At 38.7% G+C, this 23,662-nt stretch carries 12 protein-coding genes; 8 read left to right on the top strand and 4 right to left on the bottom strand.

Features of this window, described 5'->3' with window-relative positions; all coding sequences use genetic code 11:
- Positions 1–7: 7 nt before the first annotated feature.
- From O0V13_RS15285 to rffA, 3 genes are read left to right on the top strand one after another with little or no spacing between them, the layout of a single operon-like run.
- Positions 8–673, top strand: a complete 666-nt coding sequence (locus O0V13_RS15285) for a GNAT family N-acetyltransferase (protein WP_268035839.1) — start codon at positions 8–10, stop codon at positions 671–673.
- Positions 670–1,599 (top strand): glycosyltransferase family 2 protein, encoded by a 930-nt coding sequence (locus O0V13_RS15280; RefSeq protein WP_268035838.1) that lies wholly within the window; start codon positions 670–672, stop codon positions 1,597–1,599. The genes O0V13_RS15285 and O0V13_RS15280 overlap by 4 nt, the downstream gene beginning before the upstream one ends.
- A gap of 24 nt (positions 1,600–1,623) precedes the next feature.
- Positions 1,624–2,769 (top strand): dTDP-4-amino-4,6-dideoxygalactose transaminase, encoded by a 1,146-nt coding sequence (gene rffA / locus O0V13_RS15275; protein WP_326492736.1) that lies wholly within the window; start codon positions 1,624–1,626, stop codon positions 2,767–2,769.
- Between the two features lie 225 nt (positions 2,770–2,994).
- On the opposite strand, the gene O0V13_RS15270 is transcribed toward rffA, so the two are convergent.
- The gene (locus tag O0V13_RS15270) at positions 2,995–4,656 is read right to left on the bottom strand and encodes an FAD-dependent oxidoreductase (RefSeq protein ID WP_268035837.1); all 1,662 of its coding nucleotides are present in this window, start codon (positions 4,654–4,656) and stop codon (positions 2,995–2,997) included.
- Between the two features lie 309 nt (positions 4,657–4,965).
- Between O0V13_RS15270 and O0V13_RS15265 the strand changes: the two genes are divergently transcribed.
- The 4 genes from O0V13_RS15265 (at position 4,966) to O0V13_RS15250 (ending at position 11,481) form a co-directional block, all read left to right on the top strand.
- A complete protein-coding gene (locus O0V13_RS15265; RefSeq protein ID WP_268035836.1) occupies positions 4,966–7,431 on the top strand; it encodes a TonB-dependent receptor in 2,466 nt (821 codons plus the stop codon).
- Between the two features lie 15 nt (positions 7,432–7,446).
- The gene (locus tag O0V13_RS15260) at positions 7,447–8,778 is read left to right on the top strand and encodes a PepSY domain-containing protein (RefSeq protein WP_268035835.1); all 1,332 of its coding nucleotides are present in this window, start codon (positions 7,447–7,449) and stop codon (positions 8,776–8,778) included.
- A 159-nt stretch (positions 8,779–8,937) separates the two neighbouring features.
- Positions 8,938–9,567 (top strand): NAD(P)H-dependent oxidoreductase, encoded by a 630-nt coding sequence (locus O0V13_RS15255; RefSeq protein WP_268035834.1) that lies wholly within the window; start codon positions 8,938–8,940, stop codon positions 9,565–9,567.
- A gap of 471 nt (positions 9,568–10,038) precedes the next feature.
- Positions 10,039–11,481, top strand: coding sequence for a hypothetical protein (locus O0V13_RS15250; RefSeq protein ID WP_268035833.1), 1,443 nt, complete (start codon positions 10,039–10,041; stop codon positions 11,479–11,481).
- A 229-nt stretch (positions 11,482–11,710) separates the two neighbouring features.
- On the opposite strand, the gene O0V13_RS15245 is transcribed toward O0V13_RS15250, so the two are convergent.
- From O0V13_RS15245 to O0V13_RS15235, 3 genes are all read right to left on the bottom strand, one after another.
- Positions 11,711–15,976, bottom strand: a complete 4,266-nt coding sequence (locus O0V13_RS15245; protein WP_268035832.1) for a DUF7507 domain-containing protein — start codon at positions 15,974–15,976, stop codon at positions 11,711–11,713.
- 726 nt (positions 15,977–16,702) lie between these two features.
- Entirely contained in the window at positions 16,703–18,559 is a 1,857-nt protein-coding gene (locus O0V13_RS15240; RefSeq protein ID WP_268035831.1) for a patatin-like phospholipase family protein, read from the bottom strand.
- Between the two features lie 956 nt (positions 18,560–19,515).
- Positions 19,516–21,240: a purple acid phosphatase family protein gene (locus tag O0V13_RS15235; protein ID WP_268035830.1), complete on the bottom strand. Its 1,725-nt coding sequence runs from the start codon at positions 21,238–21,240 to the stop codon at positions 19,516–19,518.
- A gap of 1,402 nt (positions 21,241–22,642) precedes the next feature.
- On the opposite strand from O0V13_RS15235, the gene O0V13_RS15230 reads away from it, so the two are divergent.
- The gene (locus tag O0V13_RS15230; protein WP_268035829.1) at positions 22,643–23,446 is read left to right on the top strand and encodes a glycerophosphodiester phosphodiesterase family protein; all 804 of its coding nucleotides are present in this window, start codon (positions 22,643–22,645) and stop codon (positions 23,444–23,446) included.
- The last annotated feature ends 216 nt before the right edge of the window (positions 23,447–23,662 follow it).

Genomic DNA, 23,662 nt, shown 5'->3' with positions numbered 1-23,662 from the left:
TTTCTTATTGATTAAATCTTTACCTTTTGATTCTGAGTTATTTGGATATCCTGTAGGCAAATGGGATATAAATCAAAAATGGGATGAATCGGAGTTTCTAAAGAATTCAACCCGCTTTCAACTAATATATATTTTTTCAAAGGGAAAATTACAAATTCAGGATTCATCTATTCAATTGGTAGATACCAAAATTACTCTACAAAAGGAGGTAGGGGTAACATCAAATTCAGATGAAGTATCCCAATTTCCTAAAAAGTTGAATCCTAAATTGGAAACTTTGGCCTATGAAAGTGGAATCTATTCTCGTTTTCAAACTGATACCAGGTTGAATTCCGGTGAGTTTAAAAAACTCTATAAAGTCTGGATTTCTGAAGCTATAAATAATCAAGAAGTATACATTACCCCAAATTTGGAAGGAATGATCACATTGTCATTTGGGAATAATGAAGCGACAATCGGTCTATTGGCAGTTGCAAAAGAACATAAAGGAATGGGCTGGGGGAGGAAATTAGTGGAGGCTGCAGCCTATTTTGCAAAAGAAAAAGGAATAGGGTATCTAAAAGTTTCTACCCAAGAAATCAATTTTCCAGCAATGAGATTATACTCATCTGTAGGTTTTAAGGAAATTGAAAAATCCTTTGTTTATCATTATTGGAACCCGAATTTCTCTTGAACATTCATCTTTCTATAGTTTCCCCAGTTTATCAGGCTGAAAAAATTCTTAAGGAATTGGTTGAAAGAATAGATAAAACTACTCGGGGATTTTCAGATTCGTTTGAATTGATTTTGGTGGAAGATGCTAGTCCTGACGATTCTTGGATTGAAATTGAGAGACTTTCTCAAAAATATAACTTCATTAAAGGCATAAAGCTCTCAAGGAATTTTGGACAACATTATGCAATAACTGCAGGATTAGATCATTCAAAAGGAGATTGGGTTGTAGTGATGGATTGTGACTTGCAGGATAAGCCAGAAGAAATTCTACAACTCTATAATAAGGCTCAGGAAGGGTTTGATGTAGTTTTGGCTTTGAGAGAAAATAGAAAGGATGGTTTTTTCAAAAAGCTAAGTTCTAAAGTGTTCTATGGAGCACTTGGCTGGCTGACAGGATCCAAACAGGATGAAAGAATAGCAAATTTTGGAATCTATCATCGAAAAGTAGTCAATGAAATAATTGGCATGAGAGAATCCATTCGATTTTTTCCTTCTATGGTCAAATGGGTAGGTTTTCGACAAACGACTATTCCTGTAGAGCATGAAGGGAATGGGGAAAGAAAGAGTAGTTATAACTTTGGTAAATTATTGGATTTGGGTTTAGATATTATGCTGGCGTATAGTGATAAGCCAATCCGATTAACTGTCAAATTGGGTTTGATTATCGCCTTCACAGGATTTCTTTTTGCTCTCTTTACACTTTATAAATACTTGACAGGTACCATCATAGTAGCTGGATATTCATCCCTAATTATTTCAATCTGGGTACTGACGGGCATTATATTAATTACACTTGGAATGGTTGGGTTATATGTTGGAAAAACCTTTGAAGGAGTAAAAGAAAGACCCATTTATATCATTGAAAAGAAAACTGAAACCTTTTAATCTCATCCCTGAAAATATCAGATTTTGAAATTGAAAATCCCTTTTAATAAGCCCTTTCAAACTGGTCTGGAATTATCCTATATCGAAGATGCCATCCAAAGAGGACATCTTTCGGGTAATGGATATTATACCCAAAAATGTCAGCAATACCTTCAGGGAAAGTATCAGTTTGGGACTTGTTTTTTGACTTCCTCTTGTACTGATGCTCTTGAAATGTCAGCTATTCTTTTGGATATTCAGCAGGGAGACGAAGTGATAGTTCCCAGTTTTACTTTTGTATCGACTGCAAATGCATTCGCTCTGAGAGGAGCAAAAATCGTTTTTGTAGACAGTAGGAAAGATCATCCAAATATGGATGAAGACAAATTGGAAGATCTAATTTCCTCAAGAACCAAAGCCATTGTCGCAGTTCATTATGGTGGATTTCCATGTGATATGGTGAAAATATTGGCCTTGGCTGATCAGTATAATTTGATCGTTATTGAGGATGCAGCCCAAGCAATTGACATTTTTTATCAGAATAGGCCCATAGGTTCTTGGGGACATTTAGCCTGTTTTAGCTTCCATGAAACCAAGAACATCCAATGCGGAGAGGGAGGCATGTTAGTGGTAAATGATTCTGAATTTGCAAAAAGAGCTGAAGTCATTTGGGAAAAAGGAACTAATCGATCTTCTTTCTCCAAGGGAGAAGTGTCAAAATATACTTGGGTAGATCTAGGGAGTTCTTTTTTGCCTTCCGAACTCAATTCAGCTTATTTATGGGCGCAACTTGAATGCCTGGGAAAGATTCAGGAAAGAAGAAGAGCTATTTGGCTTGCCTATTCTAATTATTTTCATTCCGGCTCACTTGAGGATTCAATTTTGCCCTATTCTTATTTAGAGAATTTTAAGAGTGAAGAATTCAAAGCTATGTCATCGATACATCAGGCAAACTCTCATCTTTTTTATCTTTTATTTGAAAATGAAGAACAGCGAAAACTCTACATTCAAAAACTTGAAAAAAAGGAGATTATGGCAGTTTTTCATTATCAAAGCCTTCACAAATCTGATTTTTCAAAGCGATATTTCCCTGACCAATACAGAAGGGAATTACCTCACGCTGATCGCTTTTCAGAAAGCCTCCTTCGTCTTCCCCTATTCTATGAATTACCTGAATTATTAGAGAATTAATAGGTTTCTCCCTGTGGCCATAATGAAGAATTTCCCAGGCATCCTGTGCTTATAGGAATGAGAGAAAATAGAATATGTAAATCTGCTTTTTTGCCAGAAATTGATCAAAGCAACATTGGATTTAGGAAATCCCATAATTGGGGAATCTTCGGTCTTCAGTCCAGAAAATCTTGGAAAATGTACTCACTGGCAGAATTCCATATATTTCTTAGAAAGAAATTACCATTAATCTAACCTCTGCTTATTTTTTAATAATACTTCCTTCAGTTTTTCATAAGGCAAATCTTGTACAGCTATTTCTTCATCTATAGAAAGTGAAGCTGCGATAGCCGCTGATTGACCTAAAACCATGAAGACCGGTTCCATCCGGATCGAACCGAAAGCAATATGGCTTGCACTGACACAAACCGGTACCAATAGGTTCTTAGCTTCTGATTTTTTGGGAATAATGGCTCTATAACTGATCGGGTAGGGGCCTTCAACCCTCGCTTCTACATTTCCTTCATTTTGAACAAAGCCATTCGCATCCACATAACGCTGAATGTGATGGGAATCCATTCCATAGGCTGCCAGCCCAATTCCATCATCCACTTTTTCCAAACCTTCACAATGATATTGTGTCATCACCAAATCGCTCACCATCCTTCTGGCCTCTCGGATGTATAACTGGTTTTGCCAACCATCTCCTCTTTCAAACTCATCCTTCGTCATTCCCCATTTGGAATAAACATCACGCACCCATTGGGGCATCCTTGGATGATAGGCCAGGGTCCACATCAAACCTTGTTGGTAGTTGCGGTGAGCCTCTACAATTTTCTCTCTCTCTTCATAACTAGCCTCGGGATAGTCCCAGTTTTGCCCGATAAAATCAGTGGAAAAACCTAATCTGTTATTTGTATCTGTTTTACGATTGGGCATTGCTGAATTAATCCATGGTAAAGTCTTTTCACCTGCCTCGTAATTCCTTATCAGTAGCTCATAATTTTTTTCATCATACCCTTCTGGTTTATGGAAAGGGATTCTATTGTCAGGATGATCTGTCAAACACATTCTAAAGCAATATGCCTGAACTTTGTTGTCTCCTTCTCCATCTATTCCCGGTCCTTGATGGCTAATATTTGGAAGTAGACCACTTTCAGGTTTTCCTTTTTCTATGTAGGGATCTACTCGCGCCACGAAATTATGGTTGATGGCATTGTGAGATACTTTATTCTCTAAAGTGGGACTGTAAAAATTTGCCTGAACCCCGTTCAATGACTCTTTGTATTGGTCATTTCCCTCTCTTCCAACAGTATAACTTATCCCTGCAGTCGCCAATAAATCACCTTCGTATGTAGCGTCCATAAACATCCTTCCGGAAAATGTTTTCCCACTTTCCATCGTGATGGTTTGAATTACGCCATCCGATTTTTTCACCCCAACGCTAGTTCTGAGGAGTCTTTCACCAAAGAGAATTTCTACTTTTTCCTTAGCCAACATCTGTAAATAAACCTGAAGAGCAGCCGATGGCTCGAATGTCCACATGGCATCCTCCCCTTCTTTATTCCGCGCTTGCCTCCCTGTCATGTATTCCTCCCTTTTTTCCCATTTCCAGTTTTCGTCCTTTGAATAATAGGATTTGATCAATTGGTAGAACTCCCTAGCTATTCCTCCAATTGCTTGTTTGTTTCCAATATCTGTGGCTCCTAAGCCACCTGTTGTTAAGCCACCTAATCGTTGACTGGGTTCAATTAAAAGGACTGATTTATTCATTCTAGAGGATTGGATTGCCGCAGCTATCCCTGCTGAGGTTCCTCCATAAATCACAATGTCGTAGGATTGAGCTGAGAGATGAGGTGAAATAAGAATGAGAAATAGAAAACTGAAAAACCATTTTCTTGGATTCATAGGGAAGGGTTTATTGTCTCTCAATGAGAAGGTTGAATGAGATATTTAAAAAATTGAATATAGAAAATATACGTATTATGGGTACCTCAATTTCAAAGATTTGCCTTTTTTCTCTTTGGTTATCAGTTAAATAGCTGGTTTTTATTCAATCAATCAACTCTATGTTTTTAAAGAACAGCAATTAAGTCGAGCTGTAATCTTCTGGAATACAATTAGTTAATATATTAATTAGAAATAATCTAAATAAAATTATGATGCTTTCACTTTGGGCTATACTTTTGCGTCTGTTTATAACTAATCTAAATAAAGATGAAGAAAATTTACCCTTTCTTACTCAGCTTTCTATTTATCTTAATTACCAATATAGCTTTCTCCCAATCAGGTAGAATTGATGGAAAAGTAACAGACATGAATGGTGTTCCCCTGGAATTTGTCAACATAAGCATCATGAATAGTACAAAAGGGGCTATTTCAGATAAAGATGGAAAATTCTCAATTCTGGAAATCGAAAATGGAACAGTGTTTTTGAAAGCTTCCATGATCGGGTTTGAGCCTTCTACACATGAAATTCAAGTACAATCCGGGAAAATCTCTGAGGTAAATTTTCAATTGATAGAGAGTCAATTGGGACTCCAAACTGTAGAGATTACAGGAAGAAGAGAAGTAGGTTACGATAATAAAGCAACCTTTTCGGCTACAAAAACCGCATCTCTTATAAAGGACGTGCCTTCTACCATCAACTTTGTAACCAAAGAATTGATTTTGGATCAAGTGGCATTCACAGTCAACGATGTAGTGAAAAATGTTCCGGGAGTAAATCAATTTACTTTTTACAATGATATTACAATCCGTGGATTCAGAATTCAGGGGCAAAGAAATTCCGGTACGCTTTTGAATGGCATGAGAACGTTCACCAGTTTCTGGAAGCCTCAGCTGATCCCTCATATCGAAAGAGTAGAAGTCATCAAAGGGCCAGCATCTGCATTGTTTGGAAATGCCTCCCCAGGGGGATCTATCAATCGAGTGACTAAGAAGCCTTTGGCAGAAAATAGAAAATCCATTTCTACTTCTGTAGGTAGCTTCAATACCCTAAGAGCTTTGGCAGATTTTACAGGCGCCATGACTGAGGATAAAAAGTTGTTGTACCGCTTGAATCTTGGTTTCGAAAATTCAGATGGCTTTCGTGATCTTCAGTTTAAGAAAAACTTGGTTATCGCTCCTTCTTTTGCCTTCCTTCCTACAGCCAATACCAGTTTGAATTTTGACTTGGTATACCAAGATTCCAAAGGAAGATTGGATAGAGGTCAGGCAGCTTTTGGAAATAGAGATTTGACGACTACTCCAATTACCAAATCTTTGAGTGCCATGAATGATTATCTCAATGAAGTTACGTTGAACTCTACGGTTTCTCTTCGCCATAATTTTTCAGAGAATCTCAGTTTAAACAGTACCTATCAGTTGTCGAGTTATTCAGAGGATTTGCTAGAGCATCGTACCTCCAATCAATTTGCGGCTTTGGGAGATGGATCTTTTGATGATACTAAAGTAGCAATGCGGGTATTTATCCGAAAAAGAACCTGGAACAACAATGCTTTCAACAACTATTTCAATGCGAATTATCAATTGGGGAAATTGAAAAATACTGCCTTGGTTGGATATGATTATTTCAGACAGGAATTACTTCCTGGAGGTTCACAATTGGAAGCCCAAACCTATCTGTTGAAAAATGGCACTACCTCTAATAGTTTCAAGCTGGCTAATATTGACAATTATATCTTAGATGATGATGGAAATCCAGCTACAAATGTTTCCCATTTTGATTTGACTTCTCCTGTTGCCAATGGCTTAAGAGATATGAGCAAATATCTCTATACCACTAGAACCTATAATCAATACTTGCAACAGACGCATGGTGTTTATATTCAAAACCAGTCTGAAATCGGTCCTTTAAAGATTTTATTGGGACTTCGCCAAGAGTACTTCCAAGACTTGCTGGATTATAATAGTCCGGAAGAAGTTGAAGTTAAACAAAGCGCCTTACTTCCAAGAGTTGGTTTGGTTTATACCTTAAATCCAAACATCAACTTCTATGGAACTTGGGTGAAAGGCTATCAGCCTCAAGATGCAGCAGGAATTATCAATCCGGATGCAGGTGGACCATTTGATCCATTGACTAGTGAAATGCTAGAAGTGGGGGCCAAAACAGAATGGTTCAATAAGAGGGTCACTGGGACAATTTCCTTATACCAAATCGTCGAGCGAGGTGGACTTTACAATGCCAATGATGCAAACAATCCTGAATTATTGGTGCAGTTAGGAGAAGAACAATCAAGAGGTGCAGAGTTGAACTTGACGGGAAATATCCTTCCTAATTGGTCTTTAGTGGCAGGATATGCTTTCAATGATTCTGAAATCACACAAGCCGATGAGGAAAGTGTTATCGGAAGACAAAAGCCGAATGCACCTCGGAATTCAGCCAATTTCTGGTCAAAATATGTCTTCGAACAAGGTTCTCTGACCGGTTTGGGATTTGGTTTGGGGTACAATTATGTGTCTGATAGATTCGGCTCCATTGTTTCATCGGATGAACCTGATGTTTTTCCATCTTATGGGATAGTAGATGCTGCGGTTTATTACCAAATGGGGAAAGTCCAGTTTCAGGTCAACGCAAATAACCTGTTCAACAAAACCCATTGGGTAGGAGGATATGATGTACTTCGTGCATTTCCGGGAAGTCCCAGATCCATTATGACTACGGTTTCTTACACTTTCTAAACTCATTGAAAATCAATGAAAGTCAACAAAAAACTATTCTTTAAAATCCATTCTTGGATCGGAGTGAAACTGAACATACTATTTTTTATAGTATGCTTCTCCGGTACAATGGCTACCCTTAGTAATGAGATGGATTGGCTTTTCTTTCCGGGTTTGAGAGCTTCAGGGGTGGGAGAGAGAGTGTCTTACAACACCATAGTCAAATCCATTGAAAAAACTTACCCATCTGGGAAATTGACTTATTGGGTCATCGCCGAAGAGCCTTATTTAAATGACATCGTCTATGTAGAAGAGGGAGGTTTTAGAAAATATGTTTTTGTGGATCCTATGACCGGGAAAATTACAGGTAGCACCCCTGTGACTTTTCAGCGGTTTTTTAGAGATTTCCATTATTACCTCTTTATGCCATTCTATCAGATTGGATATTTTATCGTCTTGACCTTCTCTTTTTTGCTTTTATTGGCATGGGTTTCGGCTTTGGTATTTTATAAAAAATGGTGGCAAAAATTTAGAGAATTAAAGAGAGGGAAGAATATATTGGTGTTCTTCAGAAGCCTTCATCGTGTGGTAGGCCTATGGTCTTTGCCATTTGCCTTCTTGATCACTGTGACAGGTATTTGGTATTTTTTAGAGCGAACCAATACGGGTGGTATTTCGGATATTTCTAATCCTAAAGCTCCCAAAATAGAAAGTCCAGGTGATTCATTGGTAGATCATGATCAATTCCAGTTTCAATTGGATTATGAACTAGCTGCCCAAATGGCCCAAAAAGAAATTCCTAACCTAAAAATAGGAGGGATTGTTCCTGGCAAAACTCCCAATGATCCAATTTACATTCGAGGTAAAAGCGATGTTCCTTTGGTAAGAAAGAGGTCCAATAGAGTGTATGTCGACCCATTTGAAAAGAAAGTTGTTGGAGTGCAAAAGGCTAAGGAAATTTCAACGGTCATGTACCTTAATGATATCGCTGACCCAATCCATTTTGGGAAATGGGGAGGATTGGCAACAAAAATCCTTTGGTTTTTAGGAGGGGCCTCTATCTGTGGTCTGATACTAACAGGGATTTGGATTGCATTAAAAAGACAAGCAATTCAAAAGTCCATGGTGAATATAAAACCCGTGATGGGAACTTGGCGATTTGTCAATTGGGGATTGGGAATGCTGATTGCAGGGTATATGTATTACTTTTTAATTATGCGCTATGGAGTGTCTTGGGAATCGATAGTGGTTGTTTCAGGGGCTCTTGGGTTTTTGATTTTTGTTACCTGGTTTGTGTTTGATTTTAAACTTCGAAGGGTTGTAAATGAAGATTTAAAAAAGTCGTCTAAAAAACTCCAATCCGCCTGACACATTCATTTTTTTCAATTGTCCTATTAAACAAACCTTATCGCTAATTGTGGTGAACAAGGTTTTTTTATGAAAAATAAATTTTGCTGGAACCTTTTCAGTTCATTTTTGATTTTCTGATGTATATACATTTAATGTCTATATTTAAGAACCAACTATATGAACGTCCTACAAAATTTAAAATGGAGATATGCCACCAAAGCAATGAATGGTCAGGCAGTTCCTCAAGAAAAAGTCGATTACATCCTAGAGGCTATCCAATTAACGGCTTCCTCATCAGGATTACAACCATACGAAGTGTTGTTGATCACCAATCCCGAGCTCAAGGCTCAAATAAGAAAAGCAGCCTATGATCAAAGTCAAATCACAGATGCTTCTCATGTTTTGGTATTTGCAGCTTGGGATCAATACACCGAAGAGAGAGTTAATTCAGTGTTTAAGAGAAACAATGAAATTAGAGGATTGGATGATAGTGCCACAGATGCCTACCGTACTCGCCTTTTAACAATGTTTAATGCTCAGACTCAGGAGCAAAACTTCAACCATGCAGCCAAGCAGGCTTATATCGCATTGGGAAGTGCTTTAGTAGCTGCTGCAGAACAAGAAGTGGATTCTACACCAATGGAGGGCTTTGATAATGAAGCTTTGGACGAGATTTTGAACCTGAAAGAAAAGGGATTGAAAAGTGTCTTGGTCCTACCTCTTGGCTATCGCGACACAACCAAAGACTGGTTGGTCAATATGAAAAAAGTAAGAACCCCTAAAGAAGAGTTAATAACCCAGATATAATAGATTGAGTGTTGACCCGAAAGCGGCTTGGATTTTCTAGGCCGCTTTTTTTCTTTACCTATTTTCTTGAAAAAAAGCATTTTAGGACTTTGTAGTTCAATTTCTCAGCCTAATTGGGAGATTCAAACCAAAACTTCTGGCCTTAAAATCTTGTATAACCAAATTTGACTCAGATTAGGTAAAATGTTTTCTGTATTTGAAATTCAACTTTCACTTTCCAAGGCTACAAGTTAATTATACAATAGATGAATCAGGAATGTCAAAATTCAATTCATTATATTCAAGGAAGGTTGAAAAATTGGCTGATTGAAATCAATAGTTTTCTAACTTTTGCTTTTTGAAAATAAGGATCCTAATCTCGAAAGTCGAGAATGGATTGATTGAATGCAAAGGTGAGAATTTAGTTTTTTGAGTAAGGTGAGTTTTTTTCTCACTTGGAGTAGTTTCATTTTACACATAAGACATTCAGGTATGAAATCTGTTTTCCAGAAGTCCTTCCTCTTTTTAGTGCTTTCGCTCCTTTGGACTTTATCTATCAATGCTCAGGATACCCACCATTGGGGAAATCAATTCGGGACACGCTCGGTTCTCCTAGGAGGGGCGGTTTTGTCAGATACTTTGGACAATTCAGGTGTATATTATAATCCAGGAACCATGGCCTTTGGTGATACATTGGGCCTTTCGATCAACTCCAACTTTTATGGGCTTGAAACCATCCGAATCCAGAATGCCCTAGGACAAAAAGCGGATTTTAAAGGGAAGAAATTCAATGCAATTCCTCTCGCAATCAGTGGAGTGTTGCCCATCAAAAGCTCTTGGAAATTCAATTATGGACTCCTAAGTCCTGTCAACTTCAATTTTGGTGGGGTTGCTAGGATAGTTCAATTTTCTGACTTGGTTCCAGAATCTGAAAGCCCTGGTATGGAGGAATTGGTGGCGGAATCTGGGATCAATAGTTCCGTTCAAGAAACAATGGTAGCACTGGGGGTTTCCAAAAAGATTAAGCCCAGTCTTGGATTTGGGATTTCACTACTCAATACTCTCCGTTCTACCGAATATTCCTATCGTTTTACGGCCAAAACCCTGACAAATCAAAGTGAGCCTATTTTGATTTCAAGAATACAGAATGAATATGTTCACTATACCAGTTTAAGAACTGCGATCAAGACTGGTCTGACCTATCAGGGTTTATCTCATGGTTTTGGGATTGCTATAACTTCACCCGGCTTGAGTTTTGCCGGTAAAGGTACGGTAGCCGGAGATCTGACACTTGTCAATATCCGCCCTAACTCTGATAGTCCAAGGTATTCTGCATTTGCTTCCGACCGTCAGGAAAAACTGAAAGCCTCCTACAAATCCCCATGGGAAATAGCAATTGGTGGGCATCAAGTGATCAATCGCAGTGTAATCAGTATTAATTTGACACACTTTGGCGGAATCAAAACTTACCGTATTATCAGTGCAGAACCCAATGTACTGGTTAGACCGGATCTTTCCTTGGATATTACCAGTTCGGACTTTTTAAATGTCGAAACTGTAATGAAACCTGTCACCAATATCGCCTTGGGTTATGAAAACCGGGTAAGCGAGAAACTTCAATTGATGGGAAGCTTCCGGACAGACTTTAGTTATTTTGATGAATCACCACTTTCTGGAGATCAATTGACTACGGAAATTTCCCAGTGGGATATTGTTCATTTTTCATTTGGTGGAGTGATCCACAAAAATCAGAGTAGCATAACTCTGGGAGTTACGGGAAGTTTTGGAAGCACCTCCCAATATGCAGAAGACTCCAATATTTCCCCCACAGACCCTTCTCCAACCCTAGAAGGGGCATTGACTGTTACTCAGGCAAATTACACCAATTTTGGACTATTGATAGGGTATTCATTTAGGTTCAAAAAGCTGGAATAAAAATTCCTGTACCCAAGCCTGTTATACTCAATCTCCACCCACCATGTTCTCGATGGAATCGGAATCCTATTGCCAACTGACCACCGAACACTCCCGGTGCTTCACGGTAACTATCGGAATCGGAATCACCTAATCCCTAACCATCACAACGCGAAGCGTACAACCATTACAACAATTTCAACCTAAGCTAGCAATCTGGATCCCCAATCTTTTTTGCCAAAAATTACTTTCAATTGAAAACCATAATGGAGGACCGGATATTCTGTGTCACATTCAATTTAAAATTGGAGACTTTGATGTTAACAGCATAACTTCCATTAGGAATTGCGGCTCCTTCAAATATTCCATCCCAAGTACAGGTGGATTTAATATTTTCTTCAGGTCCCTTGTCTATACAATGATAAATAAGTTGCCCCCATCTGTTAAAGATGCTCACCTCAATTTCATCCGTTAAATAATCTGGATAAATCTCGAATTGTCTTGATGGATCCCCAATCCAAATGGCATTGGGGAATTTGACCTCTGGCAGACATTTTTCTTCCACTTCAAACTCAGCAAAAAAGGAACATCCCAACTCATCTTTAGCCTCCAGATAATACTTTCCGGAGGTTTTTGGAATAAAAACAGCCTCCTCACTAATTATCTGACCATCGAGAAGCCAGATAAATTCCTTGAATCGATTTCCGGGTGAGATTTCAGGAAAATCATTTTTCTCCGCACAGAATGAATAGAACTGCTCTATTACTATCTCATCAGTAAAAGATTGTCTAACCTTAACCTCTTTTTTACCGATCCAACAACCTGACGGATCTTTTAGAGTCACCTCATAGGTCCCTTCATCTTGAACGATCAGCTGTGAGCTGTTTTCAAACATTGTCAATTCTTCCCTATTTCCTGAGCTCAAGAGAAACCATTGAATAATTAATCCATCAGAGGAAGTAATCAAATCAATGCTGGTAGAACTATCATCTTTGCAGAATGGTCGCAAATCTATTTCAAGCTCAGAAGGCTGGGTGATTTCAGCTTCAAAAGACTTGATGTTTGGACAGAAATCTGGATTTTGAGTAGTTCCGGTTACTTGATAGATCCCCGAATGCACTAAAGTATAGCTTCCATCGGAATTTACTGTGACCTCTTTTCCCTCCGGAGATTCTACTGTTATATTTATTTCTGGATCATTAAGAGGAAACCAGATGAATTCCGTACAGGAATTGATTGATTCTGGAACTTCAAACTCAACTTTATCTTTCTCTAAAATGATAATAGGCTGGTTGACCTGATGACTATTCCTTTGGGAATCCAGAATTTCAAGACCATAACTTCCAGGAGCTACTTCAATTACTATTTGGGAATTGAGTGTAAAAGTGAAGGACTTGATGATTTCGCCCGATTCCAAATCAGTCAGAAAATAATCTCCTTCTTGTCCTTGAGGCCAATTAATGATAATCTGCCCTTTTCCTCCTTCTTCCAATTGGCATTCTACATCCAGTGTTTCTATTGTATAGTCCAAAAAGCCAGGCACAAAGTTGACACCGGAAATTTCTTTGGATGCATCATCGGAGACAAAGATTCCCTGCCAATCTGCCCCTTCTGCATGAGCAGAAATCTGAAGGACATAAGGATAGATCATATCCCACTCTGAAATGGTGTATAGTACCTCAAACGACTGCTCCTCCTGAGGACCCAACTCTGCAATTTGCCATCCCCCATAATTCAAATACTCATTGACAGTGACATTAAATAAAGGGACTTTTCCGGGGTTTTTCACTGTAATAGTAAAGGTTATTTCTTGGCCTTGCTTTTCAAATTTTTCCACATCTGAACTAATAGTAAGTTCGATTTCAGGCCTGAGGCTACAGTCCTCAATATAAATCTCCACCTCTTGACGGGGGCTTTCGCATTCACCAGGTTTGGATTGACTCACCCAAAGGGAATATCTGGAAGGTTTGGATAGGTCTAGATTGGGAGGACCTGTTAATGCTGAGCTTGAAGGATCATTGTCCTCATAATAATAAAGGGTATAGCCCGGATCTGGATTTACCTCAAAAGGAATTTTCTTTTCCTCCATGCAAAAGTTGAGATTCTCAGTGATCGGCTGAGGACTGGTTGGAATTACTTTCAAATCGACCGGAATTCGCATACCAGTGCAGCTGCCTTGAGGACCTTCAGAAACCCAGATCTTCTCTGTTCCTACCAATGAAGTATTCACATAATAATTAATCAATGGAGTCCCTCCAGATTCTTCACTGAAAAAATAAACTTGAAATCCCTCTTGGGAAGGACTGATCAAATCCGCTAGATTCGTGGGAGAATCCCTATGACAAAATATTGGAATATTGTCCACTTCTAGATCGGTAAACAATGCAAAACCTGAACAGTGATTTTCGGCGAACTCAGCTTTACCGATTAATGGAATTTCAACTGGTCCATAGGTTGGAATATTCTCACAGACTCCCTCTTTGTATTCTTTGATAAATGGAAGGTTGGAAAATGGTTGTTTAGAAAGGCTTCCGATTCCAGAGAGATATCCATTTACAGAAAGTTTAGAATCGCAATTGTCATTTGCCAAAACAAAGCAATCCTCCGTGAACTTCAAGGTGTATTGCAAAGAGGCAATAATTTCATTGATGTCTACAGATATTGGTATATTTCCTATATCCCAAATTATTGACCCGGCGACTCCCATATTGGGATCAAATGTGACAGTACCATAGGTGTCTGGAATGACTTCCGCATCCACATATATAGCATTGAAGGGGATAGGGATGATTAGTTTGCTTTGCTCCGTAGCCTCAGAACCCACATTCCTGATATCTAATTGAAGACGGATTTCCTCCCCGGGTTTGATGGTCGGGGAATCCCCCGGAGGCAATCCATTGATAGATTCGATTTGATTGTGTGCCTCTATATTCGGTGTGTAGCTGACCACCGAAAAGGCAAAAGCATATAGTGCATACAAATCCTGATTGGTTCCATAGCGAAACTTAGCAGAAGTTTGCTTGTTTGTGATCAGAGAATTATCAGGATTGGGAACTTCCCATTGTACGATGTCAATCCCAGTATTATTCTTCAAAAAAGGCGTTCTGGAGTTTTCCTGCAAGCTGCCATCAGCTTTGAAAACAGGAGTATAAATGGATGAATTGAAAAAATTGTCAGTGCTGTTTCCTGGATGACTCAGCCTCGTCCAATTTCCTTTTTGATCCAACATTTCCAAATAATCCCCACCGATGAAATTATCACCTTCACTGGCCATGACTCCCAACTTCATACTTACGGGACCTTCCTCTATTGCCCCAAAACCATTGATTTCAATTTCACCATTTTCTTCCACCCCATTTAGTGCCTCGATAAATGTGTAGCCATCAAAAATGGTTACATCTCTGAAATTCATTTTTGCGTTCTGATAGACTACGATTAATCCCCAGTTTCCAAACATCCCAATTTCATCAGATAAACCTTCAGAAAGCGCGATATCGGCAACGGTATATTCACCGGCACCATATTCCTTCACCAAATCAGTTACATCCGCATAGCCTACATAGATATCTCTAAGTTCTTGATCGGGAAATAAAATGGCATTTCCGGAAACAGAAACCTCCTGATATTCCGAAGAGCCTGGAGCCTTTATTTTTAAAACCCGCTTATCAAACATCTGAGTCTGATAAGCCAGAGGGCTATAGGTACCTGAGGATTTGATCAATACAGCATTGTTCCCCTGTACAAACTCAGTATAATCATCTGAAAAAACCCTGTTTAAGCCATAAATACTATAATTGATTCCATTTCGGCTAAATTCTATTGGAGTGAAAGTGGCTTGAATATATCCGTCTTTTTTGGTGATTTTTAGGTTTTCTACCGGTTTTAAATCACTCCCTGTATCGGTAAATAAAACAGTGCTGTCATTGCGGAATTGAAAAATATAGGATTCATATTCCCCTTCTTGTGTATAGACTTCAAATTGAGGTAAGAATTGGGAAGTATCATCTGTCATTATACCGGTAAAAAAAGTATAATGAATGTACTCTTTCTCCTCCCCACCTTTCATTTCATCTTTGTGGTCGACTAGGGTAACAGGGTCCAAAAAACCTTCTTGTTTGGTCAATTCAAAAGTCAAACCCTCCCTTTGTGTTCTTCCAGACCAGTATAGTCCTGCATAAAGAATATCTGTACAATTGGAATCGGCTCCATTTTCCTCCGAAAACAACAGAGTGGCTGAGGAGGAGTTGAATGTTGAAGAATCTCCATCAATATCTATAAAGACCATCTCCTGACCTGAATTGGCAGTACCTTCATCGTAATTTTTCAGGGTCAGATTGGTATTGCCTATAATGGTGAAATCTCCTCGAATCTGAAATATATTATTGGAGAGATTTGAATTTCCGATTCTATGGTTGAATGGAACCCTGTAATCGTTTTGAGCTGATAATTCCTTACTAAAAAAGAAAAAAGTAAGACAGCTAAAAATAAAAAGAAAACTTAATTTCTTGAAATTCATGTAATTGTATAATAGTGGGCTTAGCTTTTTCTAAAACCAATGGTTTTAGGCCCTGAAAAATATATGTATTATTCCTATTTCCATCGTTCTTATTATGAATAGTTTAGATAAAAATAGAAATAGTGATGATTTTTCAAGAAAAATAAAGAAAAATCAAGTTTGCTTCAGGGCTCTAAATTCATGACAAAATCCCAGCCTAGACTCTCACCTTCACCCTTGCAGACAAGAGGGGATAGGGGGATTGCTCTGATTTATTTTTTTTAGAAGACTTCCTTGAATAGGAATGGCGCTTTAGGCCATTCAAAAAAGATGATTCCAAAGGTTAAGGGCTTTAGCCCAATGGTAATTTTGCCGATTCTTTTCAAAATATTCTCGTTTCCATCCTCCGGCATTATTTCATTTTGCCCAATTTCAGTTTTAGGGCGGAGGCAATGGATTTGGTTCTTTCATGCCCTGGGTTACGCTTAGCTCACCCAGGGTTACTATCATATCGCACCTCTGGTGCTCTGCCAATCTCTGCTCCCCAATCCCTGCTCTCTCCCAGTGCTTATCGGATTTCCAAATTTTTCAATTACAACAACGCCATAGGCACACAACCATTACAACAATCACAACCCTTCCAACCTTTTTCTTCTTTTAGCTTTCTGATTTTAGCCTTCTGACTTATTCTCCAATCCCTAATCCCTTCCGATTTCTATCGGAATCGGAATCCCCAACCTCCAACTTTCAAACAATTGATTTCAACAAAAAGCCTGGATCTTCTTTAAATTTTATGATATCTGAAACAAGTTGTGCTTTGATTCCTTTCAAATCATTTAGTCCATCTTCTGATTTTAGGATTTCTTTTCTTTCGAGCGAAATGACATATTCTAATAAATTCATACAGGTGGTAAATTGGCCTGTCATGATAATATTCTCCAATTGCCCTTCTTCCATATCAGCTTTGTCAAACCAGAGGGTTGTCCCCATTTCTCGGGCTTTCTCAGCTACAAATTCCAATTTTTCACAGCCTTCAATCAATAGGGCCTTATCCTCATTTGTCGGTACCCATTGAAGAAATTCAGTATTACCGAATCTAAAAGAGCGACTAATTTTATTGTAGGTACTAAGTTCATAAATGAAATTGGGGATCCTTCGATTGTCCCAGCAAGAATCTTCATAAAAGGATTCGTAAATCAGTCTCCTGACCTGCTTTAGATTCACATCCATTACCATGCTTACTACAGACAATACTCTGGATTTTAGCATAGCTTTTAAAACAGCCAATTTCGTGTCAATTAAAAAATCAAAAAGCTTATTGAATATTCCATCGGAAAATGTCACAAAAGGAAGAATTCGTCTCAGACTTTCAATGACTCCTCCTTTACTTTTTATTTTTAGTAAACCTTTGGTTTCTCTCCAATTGCTAAGAAATCTAATTCCCAAATACAGGGTGAAAAATATTCCCAGAATAAATGCTGAAATGATGGCCCAAAGTTTACCTGAAATCAAATAGACTCCAATTACTCCCAATAAGGCTATCCAAAATATAGCATTTTGGATTGGCTTGGAATTTCTCGAAAACCATAAAAACCCCTTTAAATAGTATTTAATATTTCTTTTGGTCCAAGATAATTCAGTATTTACTCTAGGCTGAACATAAGACTCCATAAAATAGCTAGTCACATCTGAAACCAGAATAAGATCAAAGGGCCTTGTTTTATTATTTTCCCTCGTCCGCTTATCTTTCAGCATCAAACTCTTTAAGCCCTGATTATCGGTAATTCCCCCGTCCATTAATCCGAATGAAGAGATTTGATTGGGCTCTTTTTTTTCATTTATAGTTTGCTCAGGCTCGTCAGAAAGTCTCCACTGCTTATGATTGTAATCGCGATAGATTATAGCCTCTCTCAATTCTGCCACATTTAGTTTATCGTAGCTAAAATCCTCAGGGTAAACAATCGGCTCCAGTCCCATCGGAAAACATGAGGATGCAGCGAGAACATCTCCTAATTTAATTTTCCTTAAGGTGTCAATTTTAGCATCATCAAATTGAATGAAAGCGTTACCGGTCTGTTGATGGGGACGCTTGGTGCCATCTGTTTTAAATCGAAAAGTAAGTCCTCTATAAAATTCAGAAGCATTACAACAAACCTCAAATTTTTCAACATGAGTTTTATTTGAAAAAACATCCATGGTCAAGCCCCCGAATAACTTGAAATTATAGGCTTTTGCCAATGCATTGATCAAATTCCTGTTCCTATGTTTTCCTTCACCTTCCCATTCTTCATCATCATTTAAAATAGAGAGAATGTAATCCAACAGGTCTTCTCCATTTAGTTTTGCCATAGAATCTTTGAAAAATTCATTGAACTCGATCCCTTGGTGTATGGCAGAGCTGTATAATAAATTGGCTATTGTACCCCCAGAGGTAGAACTGATATAGCTAACATTCTTAGTGAGGGATTTTCCAGCATTTTTTAAATGCTCCAGATAACTCAATGTCCCTAGAGAAAAAGCCGCAGCTCTAAACCCTCCTCCTGAAAATGCAAGTCCAATATTTTTAAATGGCTCAAAAGGGTACTCCTTAGTTATATCTTCCATGTTTAAAAAAAATCACCCTGTTAAAAACTACTCCTTCCAATTATTCTTTAATATTTAGATATAATATCGGAAAACCTTTAGTGCTAAAACACAAACAGAAACAGAATTTCTCCTGTTTTTTGGATTTTTCTTATAATTAGATTGAGATTATTGGATAAATGCAATAATTCACTGATTTTTTGACATTAGGGATTTGTCAAAATTGCATTCAATTCCCAAATGGAAGGGACTACAACTTAGGAATTCTAGCTATTCAGCTTAATCCAGGATATTCTTGATGAAATCGGGATCGGGAGGGGTAGTGGAATTGCTCTGATTCATTTTTTTAGAAGGCTTCCTTGAATTGGAATGGCGCTTTAGGCCATTTTCAAAATGAGGTTTCAAGGGCAGAGGGCTTTAGCCTAATGGTGTTTTTGTAAATTCTTTTCAAAATATTTTCGTTTCCATCCTCCGGCATTATTTCATTTTGCCCAATTTCAGTTTTAGGGCCGGAGGCAATGGATTTGGTTCTTTCATGCCCTGGGTTACGCTTCGCTCACCCAGGGTTACTATCATATCGCACCTCTGGTGCTCTGCCAATCTCTGCTCCCCAATCCCTGCTCTCTCCTAGTGCTTATCGGATTTCCAAATTTTTCAATTTTTCAATTTTCCAATTACAACAACGCCGAAGGCACACAACCATTACAACAATCACAACCCTTCCAACCTTTTTCTCCTTTTAGCTTTCTGACTTCAGCCTTCTGACTTATTCTCCAATCCCTAATCCCTGCACTCTAATTTCCTAATCCCTACCCACCACAACGCCACAGGCACACAACAACCACAACCTAATGTTAACTGACCACAGTCCACTTACAATTCTCTATTCCCTAATCCCTAACCACCACAACACCGCAGGCACACAACAATCACAACTATAACAACAATTACAACCTTCTGACTTTCTCTACAAATCGCTATTTCCTAATCACAAACTCATCAACCACATTGCCATCTCCATTATAGGTCTTGAAGTCTAAGCGATTTTCATCAATCTCTACCCTCTGATAATAGTGACTTTTGTTTTCACGGTAAAAAGCATAGGGCTCTTCTGCATCAATAGGAGTAGGATTATAGCCCGTGCCAGTTGAAAGGACATAAACAGTCCCCTGGGAGAAATTATCTACTTGTTCACCATTGTTTAAAGGAAAGGAACGCATGTAATAATGCTTATGTCCACTTAGAGCCAAGTCCACATGGTATTGATCAAATAAAGGAACCCATTGAGAAATAATATCTGGGTAAGATGTCTCCCAATTATAAGGCGGAAAATGAAGCATCACTATTTTCCATTCAGAATCTGAATTTTTCATTTGCTCCTCTATCCAGGGGGTGATTTGATCTATCTCCTGAGTAGCATCAATCATCAGAAAAAATGCATTCTGGTATTTAAAAGAATAACTGCTTTCCTCAGGAGTTCCTGCTGGGGCATTTTTTGGCAAACTCCATAAATCATAATAAAGCTGGTTACCCAGATCGTCCTGGTTCTCATGGTTGCCTGGGATAGGCATGACTGGAGTAGTAGAAAAAACATTCCCAGAGTAGCCAAAGAAATCATCCCATTCATTTCTATAAAGACCATGGTCGACCATATCCCCAGTGAAGGAGATAAAGGCCGTTTCAGGATTTCTTCTTACTGCCTCTTGAATCAATTCACCCCAATCCTTTTGATTATGCGTGTCCCCAAACCAGATAAATGAAAATTCTCCCTTCTCAGGTTCGGTTTTAAATGAATAAACCTCGGACAGGTGATTTCCTGATTCTATTTGGTAGAAATAGGTGGTTCCGGGGCTTAAGTTTTTTAATTCAACAGTATGGTGATTGACTCTGCTGTCTCCATATACCAATCGGTCATAGAGCTCCTTCACTGAAGATTGTACCTGGACGCTATCCGATCCCTTTTCCCAATAAGTCAGCTTGTTGTCAGATATTGCCAAGGAAGTTCTCCATTGAATATTCATGCTGGTTTTTGGATCACCGTTCCAGGATAGAGCGATTTGATCCGGAGATCCTTTAGAAGGAAAATTGGTTTCTCGTATAGCTTGGAATAAATGGGCTTCTCTGGGTCTTCCTCTGTTGGTTGCCAATAAAATATCTCCTTCCAGCTCTTTCGGATATTGTTCCAATTTCAAATCCCAACAGGTATATACCGGATTGCCTATTTCCAGAGATTGCAATTCCTGATAGGCTGGAAAGACATTACTAATCTCCAAAGGTCTGTCAGATTCCTTATCGGCTTTGCCAACGGAAACAAAATAAGGAGTACGATGATTCTCAATACCTGGTATTCCGAGTTCTACCATTCCTTCGGGAAACTCCTTTCTCCAGACATTATAAGTATACATTTCATTGGTGACTTGGAGATCCGTTTTTTGAAAACCGGACTCCTCAACCCAAAAAGGAATGACTTCTTGATCCACATCGATCATCAGGGAAACGATCACGGGTTCATTGACCTGAAATTTCCAGAACTGAGTGGATAGAACCTTTAACTCCTCCGAACTAAGATTGGAAAGGAAGAAATTCTGGTCAGCACTTTTTAATTCTCCTGGGCTGAATTCAGCATAAAATTTGGTGATTACCCAGTCCATTGTTTCCTCAAGAGAAGGACTAGGTTTGGTTTCTTCTGGCTGGCAAGCCATTAGAAAAAGGAGGGAAGTCCCTAAAAATAAATTAAAATAAGGTGTTGTTTTCCTGAAGCTGATCATAAACAAATTTGTGGGATCTGAACCTTCAATAATTCGTAGAAAGATTCAATTCCTGTTTTCAAATATAATAGTCATGATTCACACTGTCCTATTTGTTTTACAGATTTGGTATTGTTAATTCCGGATTTATGAATTTTAAAGTAATAAGGTGGGCTTCTTATTTTTTTCTTGAACCTCAATCACTGCAAGGTTTTGTAAATTAAAAGTATAACAATCATAACGCCGCAGGCACACAACCATTACAACAAAATGTTCAATCATCCCACGGACGAAGAATAGGACTTCAGGAATCCTTAAGGTTTTCATGAAAATGAAAAGGTAATTTTAATTATCACCCAACTTTTGAAGGCCAAAAGTTGGCAAAAGTCTTCGTCGCCGCCATCCCGGTTTCTATCGTGGACTTCCGCCCACAATCCCACGCTGGGCCCGCTGGCGCGACATGCCCTCCCGCACTCAAAATTGTATGTCGTCCTAAAATAAATTTACATAAACCCACTTATCAAAAATGGACAATTCTAAGAGAAGCTTTATTCGAGTTGGAAGCTCTTTTCCCAAAGGACAAATCAGAACTCTCATTTAACATCCAACGCCGAAGGCACACAACCATTACAACAATAACAACCCTTCCAACCTTTTAGCTTTCTGATTTTAGCCTTCTGACTTATTCTCCAATCCCTCCCGGTGATTCTCGGTAACTATCGGAATCGGAATCTTCAAATCCCTAATCCCTGCTTTCTAATAACCTAATCCCTAACCACCACAACGCCGAAGGCATACAACAATTACAACAATGACAACAATTACAATCCATCCAACTGCGAAATTCTCGGTGAAATCGGAATCGGGATCCCAACTTCCCGACTTCCAACTTCCAACTTCCTACTACCAACCCTTCCCAATATTTCATCCATCAAAATTTGCGAATCAAATCCAACCGAGTAAATTTATTACTCAGTCAGCTTTAGGTCCTCAATGAGACTGAAAAAAGCGAATTCAACTACTGAAGGTAGTCTTGCCTCCTGAAGGGAGGACTGTTAATTCCCAGAAATGGGACTGAAAGGGCGGAGCTGTGCCAAGATCCTAGAGACATGTGTTCAGGGAAATGGAATTTAGAAAATAGAATCTCTAAGTCCCTTAGTCTTCATTCTCCTAGTTACTAAGGCTCGAACCTCCTACATCCAACTTCCAACTATGGACTGTGGACCATGGACTATTGACTAGTACACTAATAACCATAACATCCATCAAACTCCTTTTCATTTTCCTTCTACTACTTTTTAGCTTTATACTAAAAGCTCAAGAAAGTAAACCAACCATTCCAACAAGTCCCGAACAAATGAAGGAATACTTCCGGCATGGGAACAACCTGATACTAATCTCAGGACATAGAGGAGGGATGGAAAATGGCTTTCCGGAAAACAGCATTGAAGCTCTTGAAAACACAGTCAATCAAATCCCTCAAGAAATTGGAACACTCTTCGAAATTGATCCTCGACTAACCAAAGACTCAGTAATAGTCCTTTTTCATGATGAGACGCTAGAGAGAACTTCAAATGGAAAAGGGAAACTGATAGACTTGACTTTGAAAGAGGTAAAAAATCTCCGACTCAAGGATAAAGAGGGGAACATAACGGGTTTTACCATACCAACTCTGGAAGAAGCAATCCAATGGGCAAAGGGGAAGACCGTATTGAACCTGGATAAAAAGGATGTGCCGATGCAAATGACTGCTCAATTCCTTATTGAGCATAATGCTCTGGGGCATGTGATGGTGACAGTGCATTCACCAGAACAGGCGCTATATTACCTCAGCCAAGATTCTAGATTTATGTTTTCAGCCTTTATCCGAAACATGGAAGAATTGGAGTCTTATGAAAAAGCAAGAATTCCATTTAATCAGCTGATGGCATATGTAGGTCCACTTTCAAAGCCGGAAAACAAAGAATTGTATCAAGCCTTAAACGGTAGGGGTGCTAAAGCAATGGTTTCTGCTGCCCCAAGCTATGATAAGGAAACAAATATGGATCAACGAGCAGTGGACTATATCCAGGTATTTGCAGATGGTGCAGAAGTCTTGGAGTCCGATTATCCAATAGCTGTATCGGAGGCTTTAAGGATGGTGAAGGTACAGAAGAGATAAGGTAGAACCAAGAACCAAGAATAAAGAATCAAGAACCAAGAGTCTAGAACTAAGAGTCTAGAACTAAGAGCCAAGAAACGAGATACAATCCCGACTTCTGTTTGGGGCCAGTAAAAAGAAGATTGGATTTCCAAGAAGTAATATCTCGGTTCGACTCCTGACCTGGGTTGGTAAAAATAATGAGCTCATTTGAACAGTGTAATAGATTGATTTATA

This window comes from Algoriphagus sp. PAP.12 (assembly GCF_026652115.1).
In the GTDB taxonomy this organism is placed as follows: domain Bacteria; phylum Bacteroidota; class Bacteroidia; order Cytophagales; family Cyclobacteriaceae; genus Algoriphagus.
The sequence above is the reverse complement of the archived record's forward strand: the minus strand, read 5'-3'. Positions and strand labels throughout refer to the sequence as shown.

Coding starts and splice junctions, on each gene's coding strand:
- O0V13_RS15270 (WP_268035837.1), bottom strand. CDS start 4,656: ATGAATCCAAGAAAATGGTTTTTCAGTTTTCTATTTCTCATTCTTATT.
- O0V13_RS15265 (WP_268035836.1), top strand. CDS start 4,966: ATGAAGAAAATTTACCCTTTCTTACTCAGCTTTCTATTTATCTTAATT.
- O0V13_RS15260 (WP_268035835.1), top strand. CDS start 7,447: ATGAAAGTCAACAAAAAACTATTCTTTAAAATCCATTCTTGGATCGGA.
- O0V13_RS15255 (WP_268035834.1), top strand. CDS start 8,938: ATGAACGTCCTACAAAATTTAAAATGGAGATATGCCACCAAAGCAATG.
- O0V13_RS15250 (WP_268035833.1), top strand. CDS start 10,039: ATGAAATCTGTTTTCCAGAAGTCCTTCCTCTTTTTAGTGCTTTCGCTC.
- O0V13_RS15245 (WP_268035832.1), bottom strand. CDS start 15,976: ATGAATTTCAAGAAATTAAGTTTTCTTTTTATTTTTAGCTGTCTTACT.
- O0V13_RS15240 (WP_268035831.1), bottom strand. CDS start 18,559: ATGGAAGATATAACTAAGGAGTACCCTTTTGAGCCATTTAAAAATATT.
- O0V13_RS15235 (WP_268035830.1), bottom strand. CDS start 21,240: ATGGCTTGCCAGCCAGAAGAAACCAAACCTAGTCCTTCTCTTGAGGAA.
- O0V13_RS15230 (WP_268035829.1), top strand. CDS start 22,643: ATGAAGGAATACTTCCGGCATGGGAACAACCTGATACTAATCTCAGGA.